This window comes from Streptomyces sp. NPDC008137 (genome assembly GCF_042957035.1).
GTDB lineage: Bacteria > Actinomycetota > Actinomycetes > Streptomycetales > Streptomycetaceae > Streptomyces.
The window spans coordinates 93,349-107,400 of record NZ_JBIBHN010000022.1 but is presented as its reverse complement, the minus strand read 5'-3'; the positions used below and the strand labels follow the sequence as shown (position 1 = coordinate 107,400).

Below are 14,052 nucleotides of genomic sequence, written 5' to 3'. Positions count from 1 at the left end.
GAAGGTACGGAACGTGAGCAGCAAGTTCGTGCGGCCCGCCGCTGAGGGGGCCGATCCGTTCGGTACCGCCCGCCTGCGCCGCGGGGTCCTCGACGCCTGGGCCACCAGCCCCGCCCGGTTCCGTGAGGACGCCAACGCCGAGGAGGACCTGGTCCTCGGCGGCTACCGGGACCGGCTCGTCGTCGAGCTCGCCCAGAACGCCGCCGACGCCGCGGCCCGGGCCGGAGTGCCGGGGCGCTTGCGGCTCACCCTGCGGGACGGCGTTCTCGTCGCCGCCAACACGGGGGCACCCCTGGACGCGGCCGGTGTCGAGTCGCTGTCCACGCTGCGGGCGTCGGCGAAACGGGAGACCCAGGAGCAGGCCGTCGGACGCTTCGGTGTCGGCTTCGCCGCCGTCCTGTCCGTCACCGACGAGCCCGCCGTCGTCGGCCGGCACGGCGGGGTGCGCTGGTCCCTCGCCGAGGCACGCGACCTTGCCGCCGAGACCGCCCGGCACAGCCCCGGACTCGGGGACGAGGTCCGGCGGCGTGACGGGCACGTACCGCTGCTGCGACTGCCGTTCGCCGCCGAGGGCACCGCCCCCGCCCCGTACGACACCGCTGTCATCCTGCCCCTGCGCGACGACCCCGCCGCCGACCTCGCCGAGCGGCTGCTGCACGCCGTCGACGACGCGCTGCTGCTCGCCCTCCCCGGCCTCGAAGAGGTCGTCGTGGAGGTCAACGGGGAGAGCCCCAGGACCCTCACCCGCCGCACCGACGGGGCCTTCACCGTCGTCGACGACTCCGAGGGCGGCGTCACCCACTGGCGGACCGCCGTCGCACACGGCCCGCTCACCCCCGAGCTGCTCGCCGACCGGCCCGTCGAGGAGCGGCTGCGGCCGCGGTGGTCCGTCACCTGGGCCGTGCCCGTCGACAGCGACGGCAGCCCGGCCCGGCCCCGCACCAGCCCGGTCGTGCACGCCCCCACGCCCAGCGACGAGCCGCTCGGGGTCCCGGCGCTGCTCATCGCCTCGTTCCCGCTGGACTCCACCCGCCGGCACGCCGCCCCCGGGCCGCTGACCGACTTCCTCGTCCAGCGCGCGGCCGACGCGTACACCGAACTCCTCGGCGACTGGCGGCCCGTGACCGCCGGGATCATCGGCCTCGTGCCCGGCCCGCTCGGCAAGGCCGAGCTGGACGGCGCCCTGCGCCGGGCGATCCTGGAGCGGCTGCCGCGGACGCCGTTTCTCCCGCCCGCCGCCGAGCGCCGTGAGCAGGAGGGGGACGACGACCTGCCCGAGTCCCTGCGGCCCCGGGACGCCGAGATCGTCGAGGGCGCGGGCGCGGACACCGTCCGGGTCCTCGCCGAGGTGCTGCCCACCCTGCTGCCCGGCGGTCTCGAGCGGCGCGCCGAGCTGCGGACCCTGGGCGTCGCCCGCGTCCCGCTGACCGACGCGATCGACCGGCTGGCCGGGCTGGAGAAGGACCCCGGCTGGTGGCGGCGGCTCTACGACAGCCTCGCCGGGGTGGACCCCGACCGGCTGTCGGGCCTCCCGGTGCCGCTTGCCGACGGGCGTACGACGATCGGCCCCCGGCAGGTCCTCCTGCCCAGCGCGGAGGCCGCCGGTATCGACCCCGAGGTGCTGGCCCGGCTCGGCCTGAAGGTCGCCCACCCGGACGCCGCCCACCCGCTCCTGGAGAAGCTCGGCGCCCTGCCCGCGACCCCGCGTGCCGTGCTCACCACCCCGCAGGTGAGGGCTGCCGTCGCCGCGTCCCTGGACGACGAGGGCGGGGTGAACTGGGAAGAGGACACCCTCGACGCCGAGGAACTGGCCGACACCGTGCTCGCACTGGTCCGGGACGCCGGCCTGGAGCCCGGTGACGAGCCCTGGCTCGGCGCCCTCGCCCTGCCCGACGAGGACGGCGAACCGGCCCCCGCCTGCGAACTCGTCTTCCCCGGCGGCCCCTTCGCCCAGGTGATGCGCGAGGGCGAACTCGCCGCCGTGGACACCGAACTGGCCGACCGGTGGGGCGAGCAGCCGCTCGCGGCCTGCGGGGTCCTGGTGGACTTCGCGCTCGTCCGCGCCACCGACGTCGTCCTCGACCCGGACGAACTGGAGCCCCGCGAGGGCGACTTCGCCGAGCCCGACGACGCGGGCCTGCTGGACGCCGTCGACGTGTGGTGCGAGGACATCCTCGACCGCTTCCCGGACAGCCCGGTCCCGCCGGTCGCCACGGAGATCATCGCCGTACGGGACCTGGACCTGGTCGACGAGGACAAGTGGGCCCAGGCCCTGGCCCTGCTGTCGCGGCCGCCCTTCCGGGACGCCATCGTCCAGCCCGTGCGGATCCTGCTGCACGACGGGACACACGAGGTCGTACGTCCGTACGCGGCGTGGTGGCTCCGCGGGAACCCGGTGCTCGACGGCCGCCGCCCGGCCGGACTGCGCGCCGCCGGTGGCGACCCGCTGCTGCGCGGTCTCTACGACGAGGCCGACGCCACCGGCTTCGAGGACGAACAGGTGCTGCGGGCGCTGGGCGTACGGACGTCCGTCGCCGCGCTGCTGGACGAGCCCGGCGGCGCCGCCGAGCTGCTCGACCGGCTCGCCGATCCCGAGCGCGAGGTGGCGGACGCCCAGCTGCACGCCCTGTACGGGGCCTTGGCGGATCTGGATCCCGAGCAGGTGACCCTGCCGGACGAGCTGCGCGCGGTCGTCGACGGCCGGGTGGAGGTCGTGGACGCGGCCGAGGCCGTGGTCGTCGACTCGCCCGACCTCCTCCCCTTCACCTCGGGCGTCCCCCTGCTGCCGGTCCGCCCCGCCCGGGCCGCCGAGCTGGCCGAGCTGTTCCAGGTGCGGCGCCTCAGCGAGTCCGTCACTGGGGCGGTCGGCTCCGAGGGTGTCGAGCACGACGTACCGGAGCCGGTGCGGGTGCTGCTCGGCCGGCTGACCCCGGCCTCCTACGTCGAGCACGAGGAACTCGTCGTCGACGGCGTGGAGATCGACTGGCGCCTGACGAACGACGGCGTCCTGCACGCCGCCACCCTGGAGGGCGTGGCCGCGGGTCTGGCCTGGGCGGCCGGGCAGTGGCCGCGGCGGTTCGAGGTGGCGGCGCTGCTGGAGGATCCGTCGCGGACGGAGGAGTTGGCGCGGGATCGGTGGTTCGACTGAGGCTCAAGGGGCTCGGGCGGCTGGTGAAAACTTCCGCACAAAGTTTTCACTCGTCGCACAACCATGCGCATCCGTCGCGTATCTGATCACCTGAGTCAACAGACTCCACGATCACTTGGGCCCCAGGAGCCGACGACGAGCGCCGGGGCCCCTCTCCACCTGGAGAACGCATGCGCATCCGAGCCACCGTGGCCGCCGTCACCGGCGCCCTGGCCCTTTCCGCCTTCGCCGTGCCGGCGGCGCAGGCCGCCGACGCGCCCTGGGCGTCGGGCAGGACCGCCTTCGGTGCGGCCACCGTCGGCGGCGTCACCGCCGCCGCCGATCTCGATGTCACCTTCTCGAACATGAAGGTGAACGGCGGCAAGAACATAGTCGTCGGTACCACGAACGCGGTCAGGGTCCCGGTCACTTACACCCTGACGCACCCCGCCGACCTGGACACCAGCGCCGACAACTTCGCCAACGGCCCGCTCATCTACAAGGGCAGCTCGGGGGCCACCGCGACCAACATGCTGATCAGCGACGACCCGGCGACCTGCACCGCCACCTCGTCGACCAAGCTCAGCTGCAAGGGCGTCATCACCATTCGCCCCGCCGACGGCGACCTGTCGAGCGACGAGGCCGGCACGTGGAACGCGGGCGGCCTCGCCATCGCGGGCGAAGAGGACTCCAAGGTCCAGGACGGTCTCGGAGCCGTCCGAGTCCAGCGGTACTCGAAGCTGACGGTCAACGCCTCGCCCGAGCCGGTGAAGAAGGGCAAGACCATCACCGTCACCGGCAAGCTGTCCCGGGCCAACTGGGACGACAACAAGTACCACGGCTACACCAACCAGTCGGTGAAGCTGCAGTTCCGCAAGAAGAACTCCAGCACCTACACGACGGTGAAGACCATCAAGTCGAACTCCACCGGTGAGCTGAAGACCACGGTCAAGGCGTCGGCCGATGGTTACTTCCGCTACTCCTTCGCGGGCACGACGACCACCCCGGCGGTCAACGCCACGGGCGACTTCGTCGACGTGCAGTAGACCCGGCGCTATGCGGGAACGCGGCGGTCCACCCATCTCCACGTGAGTTCCAGGGTGGCCGCCGCCACCGCCGCGATGCCGACCGCGACCCACGGCATGGTCATGCCGACCAGCTTCAGCGCGAAGAAGTGCTGGAGCCATGGGACCACCAGGACCAGCAGGAACGCCCCGGCCATCGACGCCACCAGGCCGATGCGCCACCAGGTGTAGGGGCGGGCGATGATCGCCAGGACCCACATCGAGATCAGGAAGAGGGTCAGCGTCGCGGCGCTGGTCTCCGCGTCCAGCGCGCCCGCGCCCGTGTAGTGCTCCCGGGCGATGAGATACGTCGCGAACGTCGCCAGCGCTGCCACCACTCCGCCCGGGATCGCGTACCGCATGACCCGCCGCACGAAGTTCGGCCTCGCACGCTCCTTGTTGGGCGCGAGCGCGAGGAAGAACGCGGGGACACCGATCGTCAGCGTGGAGAGCAGAGTCAGGTGGCGTGGCAGGAACGGGTACTCGACCTGTGAGCAGACCACCAGGACGGCCAGCAGCACCGAGTACACCGTCTTGACGAGGAACAGCGTCGCCACGCGCGAGATGTTGCCGATCACCCGGCGGCCCTCGGCCACCACCGAAGGCAGCGTGGCGAAGCTGTTGTTCAGCAGCACGATCTGCGCCACCGCCCGGGTCGCCTCCGAGCCCGAGCCCATCGCCACGCCGATGTCGGCGTCCTTCAGGGCGAGGACGTCGTTCACCCCGTCACCCGTCATCGCGACCGTGTGCCCGCGGGACTGCAGCGCGCCCACCATGGTCCGCTTCTGCTGCGGGGTGACCCGCCCGAACACCGTGCTGTCGTCGAGGGCGTCGGCCATCCCGTCCTGGTCGGCGGGGAGCCGGCGGGCGTCGATCGTGGTTCCGGAGAGTCCGAGCTTGGCCGCCACCGCGCCTACCGATACCGCGTTGTCGCCGGAGATGACCTTGGCCTTGACGTTCTGGTCGGCGAAGTAGCGCAGGGTGTCGGCCGCGTCCGGGCGCAGCCGCTGCTCCAGGACGACCAGCGCGGTGGGCTTCGCCCCCTCGGTCACCTCGGCGTCGTCGAGGTCGCGTGCGACGCGGACGAGCAGCAGCACCCGTAGGCCCTGTTCGTTCAGCCGGCCTGTCTCCGCGAGGGCGGGGTCGTCGTCGGGCAGCAGGACGTCGGGTGCCCCGAGCAGCCAGGTGCTCGTCCGGCCGTCGGTCTCGGCGAACGCTGCGCCGCTGTACTTGCGGGCCGAGGAGAAGGGCAGCGCCTGGGTGCAGCGCCACTGCTCGCCGTCCGGGTAGGCGTCGATGATCGCCTTCAGGGAGGCGTTCGGGCGCGGGTCCGATTCGCCGAGGGCGCCGAGGACCTGTCGTACGTACGTCTCGTCGGCGTCCTGGAGCGGGCGCAGCTCCGTGACGTCCATGCCGCCCTCGGTGAGGGTGCCGGTCTTGTCGAGGCAGACCGTGTCGACCCGGGCCAGGCCCTCGATCGCGGGTAGTTCCTGGACCAGGCACTGCTTGCGGCCGAGGCGGATGACGCCGATGGCGAAGGCGACGGAGGTGAGCAGGACCAAGCCCTCGGGGACCATCGGGACGATGCCGCCGACCGTGCGGGCGACGGAGTCGTCGAAGGCGTTCTCCTTCACGAACAGCTGGCTGACGACCAGGCCGATCGCGGTCGGGACCATCATCCACGTGACGTACTTGAGGATCGTCGAGATGCCGGAGCGCAGCTCGGACTGGACGAGGGTGAAGCGCGAGGCCTCCTCGGCGAGCTGGGCGGCGTAGGCCTCCCGGCCGACCTTCGTCGCCTGGAAGGCGCCGCCGCCCGCGACCACGAAACTGCCCGACATCACCTGGTCGCCGGGGCGTTTGACGACCGGGTCGGCCTCGCCGGTGAGCAGCGACTCGTCGATCTCGAGGCTGTCGGCCTCCGCGCAGACGCCGTCGACGACGACCTTGTCGCCGGGAGCGATCTCTATCAGGTCGTCGAGGACGATCTCGGACGTGCTGATTCGGGTGGCGGCTCCGTCACGGCGGACGGTGGGTCTGACCTCGCCGATCAGCGCGAGGGAGTCCAGCGTCTTCTTCGCCCGCCACTCCTGCACGATCCCGATGCCGGTGTTGGCGAGGATCACGAAGCCGAACAGGCTGTCCTGGATCGGCGCGACGACCAGCATGATCAGCCACAGGATGCCGATAATCGCGTTGAAGCGGGTGAAGACGTTCGCGCGGACGATGTCGACGGTGGAGCGGCTGCTGCGCACCGGTACGTCGTTGACCTCGCCGCGCGCCACGCGTTCGGCGACCTGAGCACCGGTCAGGCCGGTCACCGGGGAGGTGACCCGCGCCGGTCCTGCGGAGTCGAGCCGGGCACCCGCGTCGAGATGCGTCATGCATTCGACGGTACGTGCGGATTTGCCGCTTCACCTGCTGAATGTGGGGAAGGTCCGACCTGGGGAGGAGGGGTGTAGTGCCCTGGTCGTACGGCAGTTGTATGCGTCCGTCGACCTGTCCGTCGGCCTGTCCGTCAGCCTGCCCGGCGGGCGGTGAGCAGGAGGTACTCCCACTCCCGGGCCGCGCCGTCGTGACCGAGATCCACCAGGGCGCGGTCCAGGGCGGCGACGCGGTCGGGGTCGTCGGCGATGTTCTTGTAGACGGCGATCGTCGGGCCGTAGCGCTCCTTGAAGTAGTCCCGGAACGCCTCGGGCGTCGCGAAGCGGTCGACCCTGGCGGTGCCGCGCTCGGCGTGTACGTCCGTGACCCGGTCGCGGTCGCCGAGGAGGGCGCGTACGTGGTTCTCGTCTCCCCAGAGCGGGGGCGGCTGGGCGCCGGGTGGGGGTGGGGGCGCGTACGGCTTCATCGTGGCGAACATCCGGCCGATGAAGCCCTGGGGTGTCCAGCTCAGGAGGCCGATGGTGCCGCCGGGCCGGCAGACGCGGACGAGTTCGTCGGCTGCCTGCTGGTGGTGCGGGGCGAACATGACGCCGACGCAGGACAGCACGGTGTCGAATGCCGCGTCGGCGAAGGGCAGGGCCTCGGCGTCGGCCTCCTGCCAGGTGAGGGTGGCGCCCTGTTTCTCGGCCGCGAGGCGGCCTGCCGCGAACAGTTCCGGGGTCAGGTCGGAGGCGATGACGTCCGCGCCGGCCAGGGCCGCCGGGATGGCGGCGTTGCCGCTGCCGGCGCCGACGTCCAGTACGCGGTGGCCGGGGCGTACCCCGCATGCCTCGACCAGGACCGCTCCCAGGCCGGGGATGACCTCGGCGGCCAGGGAGGGGTAGTCGCCCTGGGCCCACATCGCGCGGTGCTTGGCCTTCAGAGCCCGGTCGGCGTCGACCGCGTTGTGCTGCGTCGTCATGGCGTCGCTCCTCACCGGTTCGGCGGTGGTTCCTTTTGAGCGTAGAGAGGGGGAGGGCGGGTGTCGCGTCGGCGCCTGCGGATTCGTGGGGGGTCGGGGCCGCGCCGGGGGGTGTCCGTCCTCGGAACGTCGCGATGGGGTGCCATACCGACTGACTGTTCGTTGACGCGACAACCGCTGCGGGCGGACACCCCCCGACACGTCCCCTTGCGTCCGTCCGGCGCCCGCCGCTGCGGGCATGCGCACCGCCCCAGCTGCGGGCATGCGTGCCGCCCCAGCTGCGGGCATGCGTGCCGCTAAGGGCGGCACGGGTGGGCGCAGCAGCACCCCGTCACGCCGGGCTGCGCACCCACCCGACCCCAGCACCCACGCCGGGCTACTGAGCCGAGGGGCTCGCTGTCGGGGCCTGGGCCGCGGCCCGCTTGATCGCGGCATCGCGCTTGCGGACGTACCAGATGCCGATCAGGCCGAGCCCGGCCCCGGCCAGGCACGTCCACACCCACCAGGTGTGGCCGTGGTCGTCGAACCAGCCATAGAAGGGGAGCTGAACCAGGAAGAGGACGAACCACAGAATCGTGCCGCCGGTGATGGTGGCGACCACGGGGCCCTCCAAGGGCTCCGGCGCCTCGTGCCTGGGGGTCCACTTCGCCATGGGGACAGCTTACGAGGCGATCAGGTCTACGCGCGGAGATGGTCGTTCGGGGGTTTATATGTTCATACTGAAACGGTTTGTGTCTGACCACTTCTCTTCGTAGGAAACGCCAAACGCATGTCGTCCTCGGCTCCCGCCCAGGCCCCCGCCCCTGAACAGCCGGGAGCCGGGCCCACGTACGGCGCACTCGACCGCTTCTTCCGGATCTCCGAGCGGGGCAGCACCCTGTCCCGCGAGGTCCGGGGCGGTCTCGCCACCTTCTTCGCGATGGCCTACATCATCGTGCTGAATCCGATCATTCTCGGCAGCGCGAAGGACATGTACGGCCATCAGCTCGACAACGGGCAGCTGGTCACCGCCACGGCCCTCACGGCGGCCTTCACCACCCTTCTCATGGGCGTCATCGGCAATGTGCCCATCGCGCTCGCCGCCGGGCTGGGTGTGAATTCGGTTGTCGCGCTTCAGCTGGCTCCGCGTATGTCCTGGCCGGATGCGATGGGCATGGTGGTCCTCGCCGGGTTTGTTGTGATGTTGCTGGTCGCGACCGGGTTGCGCGAGCGGGTCATGAACGCCGTGCCCTTCGGGCTGCGCAAGGCCATTTCGATCGGTATCGGTCTGTTCATCATGCTGATCGGCCTCGTCGACGCCGGTTTTGTTTCGCGCATTCCGGATGCCGCGCAGACGACCGTGCCGCTGCAGCTGGGTGGCGACGGTCATCTCAACGGCTGGCCGGTGCTGGTCTTCGTGCTGGGGGTGCTGCTGACGCTCGCGCTGATCGTGCGCAAGGTGTCCGGGGCGATCCTGATCTCGATCGTCGCCATGACGGTGGTCGCGGTGGTGATCGAGGCCGTGGTCGATGTGCCGAGTTGGGGGCTGACCACTCCGAAGTGGCCCGGGAATCCCGTCGCCAGTCCTGACTTCGGGTTGGTGGGGCAGGTCAGTCTGTTCGGTGGCTTCGAGAAGGTCGGCATGCTGACCGGCGTGCTCTTCGTCTTCACCGTGCTGCTGTCGTGCTTCTTCGACGCGATGGGCACGATCATGGGCGTCTCCGACGAGGCGAAGCTGACGGACGCGCAGGGGCAGATGCCCGGCATCAACAAGGTGCTGCTGGTGGACGGCTTCGCGGTCGCCGCCGGTGGTGCGAGTTCGTCGTCGGCCACGACCGCCTTCGTCGAGTCGACGGCGGGTGTTGGCGAGGGGGCTCGCACCGGTCTGGCCAACGTCGTCACCGGCGGGCTCTTCGCCCTTGCCCTCTTCCTGACGCCGGTCGCCACGATGGTGCCGTCCCAGGCCGCCACCCCGGCCCTGGTCGCGGTCGGCTTCCTGATCCTGTCCGGCTCGGTCAAGGAGATCGACTGGGCGGACTACACGATCGCCGTCCCGGCCTTCGTGACGATGCTGATGATGCCGTTCACGTACTCGATCACCAACGGCATCGGCATGGGCTTCATCACCTTCGTGGTGCTGCGCCTGGCGGCCGGCCGGGGCCGGGAGGTTCCGACCGCGATGTACGCGGTGGCGGCGGTGTTCGCGTTCTACTACCTGATGCCCGCGCTGGGGCTCACGTGAGCCGGGGCCGGGGTTGCCAGGTAGGCCGGGGCCGGGTTCTCAGGTGACTCCGTAGAACCTTTCCGTCTCCTCGACCGCGGCCTGGAACCGTTCGTCGAAGTCATCTCGAATGAGCGTCCGGACGACATAGTCCTGGACGCTCATTCCCCTTTTCGCGGCATGGTGCCGGAGCCGGTCGAGCAGGTCGTGGTCTATTCGCAGGCTGAGCACGCTGGTCCCCATGGCATGAGGGTCGCGGCATCCTTCGGTGCGGTGGGTAGCGTTCCGCCGCCGCATCACCCATATGAGTGATGTCACGGGTAAGTGGCCAGGGTCACGGGTCTTTCTGCGTGTCCCCGGTGTTCTTTAGCGAGAGTAATGAGTTAAGCTAAAGAACATGCCGGACCTCAGCCATGGCGACGACGTAGCCGCCGTGAATTCCCTCCGATCCGCCGTGATGCGGCTGTCCCGTCGGCTCAAACACCAGCGTGTCGACGAGTCGCTCAGCCCCACCGAGATGTCGGTGCTCGGCACCCTGTCCCTCTGCGGCAGGGCCACACCGGGCGAGCTCGCCCGCAAGGAACACGTCCAGCCGCCGTCGATGACCCGCATCGTGGCGCTGCTGGAGGCGAAGGGGCTGGTCCGTCTGGAGCCGCACCCCGAGGACCGGCGCCAGAAGGTCGTGACGCGCACCGAGCAGGCGGAAACGATGCTCGAGGAGAGCCGCCGCAAGCGGAACGCGTTCCTGGCCACCCTGGTCGAGGACCTCGACGAGGACGAGTGGGCGAAACTCCGCGCCGCCGCCCCCGTGCTGGAGAAGCTCGCGCACCTGTAAGTCGTCACAGCAAGGAGGCGAACCCCTTTGAGTACGGGACCCGGAGCAGCTTCCGTCCCCGCACCTGATCCCCACGACTCCCCGCCCACCCCCGATTCCTCCGCCTCCGACGCCGGGCCCGCTCGCAAGTCCTCGATGTTCTCCTCCCTGAAGGTGAGGAACTACCGCCTGTTCTTCCTGGGACAGGTCGTCTCCAACATCGGCACCTGGATGCAGCGCATCGCCCAGGACTGGCTGGTCCTCAGCCTCACCGGCTCCTCCGCCGCCGTCGGCATAACGACCGCGCTGCAGTTCCTGCCGATGCTGCTCTTCGGCCTCTACGGCGGTGTCCTCGTCGACCGGCTGCGCAAGCGGCCCACCCTGCTCGTCACCCAGTCGTCGATGGGCCTCACCGCCCTCGCCCTCGCCGTCCTCACCCTCACCGGCCATGTCCAGGTGTGGCACGTGTACGTCGCCGCCTTCGCGATGGGCCTGGCCACGGTCGTCGACAACCCGGCCCGGCAGTCCTTCGTCTCCGAACTGGTCGGGCCCGGGCAGCTGCAGAACGCCGTCAGCCTGAACTCCGCCAACTTCCAGTCCGCCCGGCTGGTCGGTCCGGCTGTGGCGGGTCTGCTGATCACCGGCGTCGGCACCGGCTACGCCTTCCTCTTCAACGGCCTGTCCTTCGTCGCGCCGCTCACCGGCCTGCTGCTGATGCGGGCCCGCGAGCTGCACGCCGTGGAGCGTGCCCCGCGCGGCAAGGGGCAGCTACGGGAGGGCGTCCGCTATGTCACCGGCCGCCCGGAGCTGATCTGGCCGATCGTCCTGGTCGGTTTCGTCGGCACCTTCGCCTTCAACTTCCCCGTCTACCTCTCGGCCTTCGCGGACGACGTGTTCCACGCGGGCGCCGGCGCCTACAGCATGTTCAACACGCTGATGGCGGTGGGTTCGGTCGCGGGCGCGCTGCTCGCCGCACGGCGCGGGACCGCCCGGCTGCGGCTGCTGATCGCCGCTGCCCTGGTCTTCGGCGCGCTGGAGATCGTGGCGGCGACGACGCCGACGCTGTGGCTGTTCGCCCTGCTCATGGTGCCGCTGGGTCTGTTCGGGATGACGGTCAACGTCACGACGAACACCAGCATCCAGATGTCCACGGACCCGGCCATGCGCGGCCGTGTCATGGCCCTCTACATGATGGTCTTCCTCGGCGGGTCCCCGGTCGGCGCCCCGATCGTCGGCTGGATCACCGATACGTACGGCGCCCGGGTGGGCCTCGCGGCGGGCGGTGCGGTGGCGGCGGTGGCGGCGGCCGTGATCGGTCTGATCCTGGCCCGCGTCGGCAATCTGCGGCTGTCGGTGGGCTGGCACCAGGGCCACCCACGGGTGCGGTTCGTCCCCCGGGAGCGGCGGGAGGCACTGGCTCCGGCGGCGTAGGGCGGCGTCAGTCGCGGGCCTCAGTCCCGGGGGAACTCGCCGGTTTCGAGGACGAGTCCGACCACGGTGCCCGTCAGGTCGATCTCGTCCCCGAAGTCCAGGCTCAGCTCGCCCCGGTACTCGCCGTCCTTGGGCTTGGTGTGCAGATGCCAGCGGCCGGTGTACGGGTCCACGATCAGGTACACGGGCACGCCGGCCGCGGCGTAGGCGTCCTTCTTGGGCCCGTAGTCGTTCGCCGCGGTCTTCCTGGAGATCACCTCGGCGACGAACTCGACGTCCTGGTAGCGCAACAGCCCCTTGGCGTTCTCCGCCGCGGCCTCCGCCATCACGGTCACGTCGGAGGCGAAGCCGTTGAGGTGGCCCGGGTAGTCGACTCGGACGTCAGACCTCAGCCGCTTGCGCGGATACTTGGCGCGCAGCTGCTCGACGATGTTCAGGATGATGTCCCAGTGAGTGGCCCGCTGAGGCGCCATGAAGATGTTCCCCCCGACGATCTCGACCTTGTAACCCTCGGGGACGGGCATCGTCTCCACCCACTCGAACATCATGTCGAGGGTGAGTTCGCCGCTGGTGTCGGCCATCTCGATCCTGTCGTCAAGGACGGTCATCGTGGCGCTCCTCCCCGGCCGCACCCGCGGATGGACCCGGCCGCGCGGTACAACGATACGCACGGTGACCGGGACACGCCCGGGCCGGCGGGGCTGTCCTACACCCTGCGGGCCAGCAACTGTCCCGGCCAGTCGTTCTCGCCGACCGTGAAGGACTCGGTCCGGGTGAAGCCGTTGGACTCGTAGTAGTGGACGAGCTTGCCGTCGTCGCCGGCGTAGCAGTCCACCCGGAGAAGGCCCACTCCGGCCCGGCGGGTCTCCTCGGCGGCGTGGTCGAGCAGGGCGCCGCCCACGCCGTGGCCCTTGAAGCGGCGGTCGGAGGCGAGCCAGTGGATGTAGCGCTCGGGTTCGCCGGGCGGCGAGAGGTGGGACAGGTAGGCGCCCGCCGAGTCGGTGAGGGTGAGGGTGCCGGCGGGGACGCCGTCGACGTCGGCCATGAAGGTGCTCCCCTCCGCCATGTACCGGTCGACCGACTCCACCGTCTTCGGGCGCTGCGACAGGGGCCGTGTCCCCCACTGCCCCGTGCGGCCCTGGGAGACCAGCCATTCCACGCAGCTGTCGAGCATGCCGAGTATCGCGGGAATGTCGTCGGGCCCGCCGTCCCGGATGGTGATCCGCATGGCCTCATGGTGCCAGGCTGGGGCCATGAGACTCTTCGCGGCCGTGCTGCCCCCCGACGAGGTGTGCCGTGAACTCGGCTCCGTGGTCGACCGGTTGCGCGGGCTGCCCGGCGCCGACGGCATGCGCTGGACCGGCCGCCCTGGCTGGCACTTCACCCTCGCGTTCTACGGTGAGGTCGACGACGATCTCGTCCCCGAGCTGTCGGAGCGGCTGGAGCGGGCCGCGCGCCGTACCGAGCCGTTTGCCCTGGCCGTGCGGGGCGGCGGTCAGTTCGGGCACGGGCGGGCGCTGTGGGCCGGGGCCGAGGGCGATCTGGCGACCCTGCGGCTGCTGGCCGACCGGGCCGAGGCGGCGGCGCGGAAGGCGGGGGTGCCGATGGGGGAGCACCGGCGGTACAAGGCCCATCTGACGATCGCGAGGAGCCGGGAGGCGCGGGACGTGCGCGCGTACCTGGACGCCCTGGCCGGGTTCACGGGCCGGACCTGGACGGTGGGCGAGCTGGCGCTGGTGCGGAGCAATCTGCCGACGTCGGGGGTTCCGGGGGAGCAGCCCCGGTATGAGGCGGTCGGTCGGTGGGCGCTCGGAGGTGCCGGTTAGGCTCGGTGCCGTGGACCCGAAAACCCGTAACCGGATCATGGCCGGTGTGCTCGTGCTGATGTTTCTCGTTGTCGCCTTGGCTTCCGCGCTGGGGAGGTAGGCGGCGGGCAACTGCGGACGGCTGTTCGCCGGCCGCGGGGCGGGGGGGGGGGGGGGCGCCCCCCCCCCCCCCCCCCCCGCCCCGCCCCCAGCCCCCCCCCCCACCGGGGCGCGACCCCGCGCAGGGCGGCGCGGGCGCGCCCCC

General features: G+C 71.1%; 12 protein-coding genes. 6 read left to right on the top strand and 6 right to left on the bottom strand.

The genetic code is table 11. The annotated features are described in order from the left end of the window. Positions 1-13 precede the first annotated feature (13 nt). Positions 14-3,148: a sacsin N-terminal ATP-binding-like domain-containing protein gene (locus ACFZBT_RS28830; protein ID WP_391109337.1), complete on the top strand. Its 3,135-nt coding sequence runs from the start codon at positions 14-16 to the stop codon at positions 3,146-3,148. A gap of 170 nt (positions 3,149-3,318) precedes the next feature. Further along, complete coding sequence (locus tag ACFZBT_RS28825; protein ID WP_391109335.1) at positions 3,319-4,173, top strand: hypothetical protein; 855 nt, start codon at positions 3,319-3,321, stop codon at positions 4,171-4,173. 8 nt (positions 4,174-4,181) lie between these two features. Here ACFZBT_RS28825 and ACFZBT_RS28820 read toward each other — a convergent pair whose 3' ends face one another. From ACFZBT_RS28820 to ACFZBT_RS28810, 3 genes are all read right to left on the bottom strand, one after another. Further along, positions 4,182-6,575: an HAD-IC family P-type ATPase gene (locus ACFZBT_RS28820; RefSeq protein ID WP_391109332.1), complete on the bottom strand. Its 2,394-nt coding sequence runs from the start codon at positions 6,573-6,575 to the stop codon at positions 4,182-4,184. A gap of 134 nt (positions 6,576-6,709) precedes the next feature. Then, on the bottom strand, positions 6,710-7,537 hold the full coding sequence (locus ACFZBT_RS28815) for a methyltransferase domain-containing protein (protein ID WP_391109330.1): 828 nt from the start codon (positions 7,535-7,537) through the stop codon (positions 6,710-6,712). Positions 7,538-7,913: 376 nt separating this feature from the next. Then, entirely contained in the window at positions 7,914-8,189 is a 276-nt protein-coding gene (locus ACFZBT_RS28810; protein ID WP_391109327.1) for a DUF2530 domain-containing protein, read from the bottom strand. A gap of 117 nt (positions 8,190-8,306) precedes the next feature. On the opposite strand from ACFZBT_RS28810, the gene ACFZBT_RS28805 reads away from it, so the two are divergent. After that, a complete protein-coding gene (locus tag ACFZBT_RS28805) occupies positions 8,307-9,758 on the top strand; it encodes a solute carrier family 23 protein (RefSeq protein ID WP_391109324.1) in 1,452 nt (483 codons plus the stop codon). Between the two features lie 39 nt (positions 9,759-9,797). On the opposite strand, the gene ACFZBT_RS28800 is transcribed toward ACFZBT_RS28805, so the two are convergent. Next, positions 9,798-9,980, bottom strand: a complete 183-nt coding sequence (locus tag ACFZBT_RS28800; protein WP_391109322.1) for a ribbon-helix-helix protein, CopG family — start codon at positions 9,978-9,980, stop codon at positions 9,798-9,800. A 154-nt stretch (positions 9,981-10,134) separates the two neighbouring features. On the opposite strand from ACFZBT_RS28800, the gene ACFZBT_RS28795 reads away from it, so the two are divergent. Further along, a complete protein-coding gene (locus ACFZBT_RS28795; protein ID WP_215120700.1) occupies positions 10,135-10,572 on the top strand; it encodes a MarR family winged helix-turn-helix transcriptional regulator in 438 nt (145 codons plus the stop codon). Positions 10,573-10,599: 27 nt separating this feature from the next. Beyond that, a complete protein-coding gene (locus ACFZBT_RS28790) occupies positions 10,600-11,982 on the top strand; it encodes an MFS transporter (protein ID WP_391109318.1) in 1,383 nt (460 codons plus the stop codon). A gap of 20 nt (positions 11,983-12,002) precedes the next feature. Here ACFZBT_RS28790 and ACFZBT_RS28785 read toward each other — a convergent pair whose 3' ends face one another. Together ACFZBT_RS28785 and ACFZBT_RS28780 are read right to left on the bottom strand one after the other, a co-directional pair. Further along, complete coding sequence (locus ACFZBT_RS28785; RefSeq protein WP_391109316.1) at positions 12,003-12,590, bottom strand: Uma2 family endonuclease; 588 nt, start codon at positions 12,588-12,590, stop codon at positions 12,003-12,005. A 98-nt stretch (positions 12,591-12,688) separates the two neighbouring features. Next, positions 12,689-13,210, bottom strand: coding sequence for a GNAT family N-acetyltransferase (locus tag ACFZBT_RS28780; RefSeq protein ID WP_391109313.1), 522 nt, complete (start codon positions 13,208-13,210; stop codon positions 12,689-12,691). Positions 13,211-13,235: 25 nt separating this feature from the next. On the opposite strand from ACFZBT_RS28780, the gene thpR reads away from it, so the two are divergent. After that, a complete protein-coding gene (gene thpR, locus ACFZBT_RS28775; RefSeq protein WP_391109311.1) occupies positions 13,236-13,808 on the top strand; it encodes an RNA 2',3'-cyclic phosphodiesterase in 573 nt (190 codons plus the stop codon). Positions 13,809-14,052 lie beyond the last annotated feature (244 nt).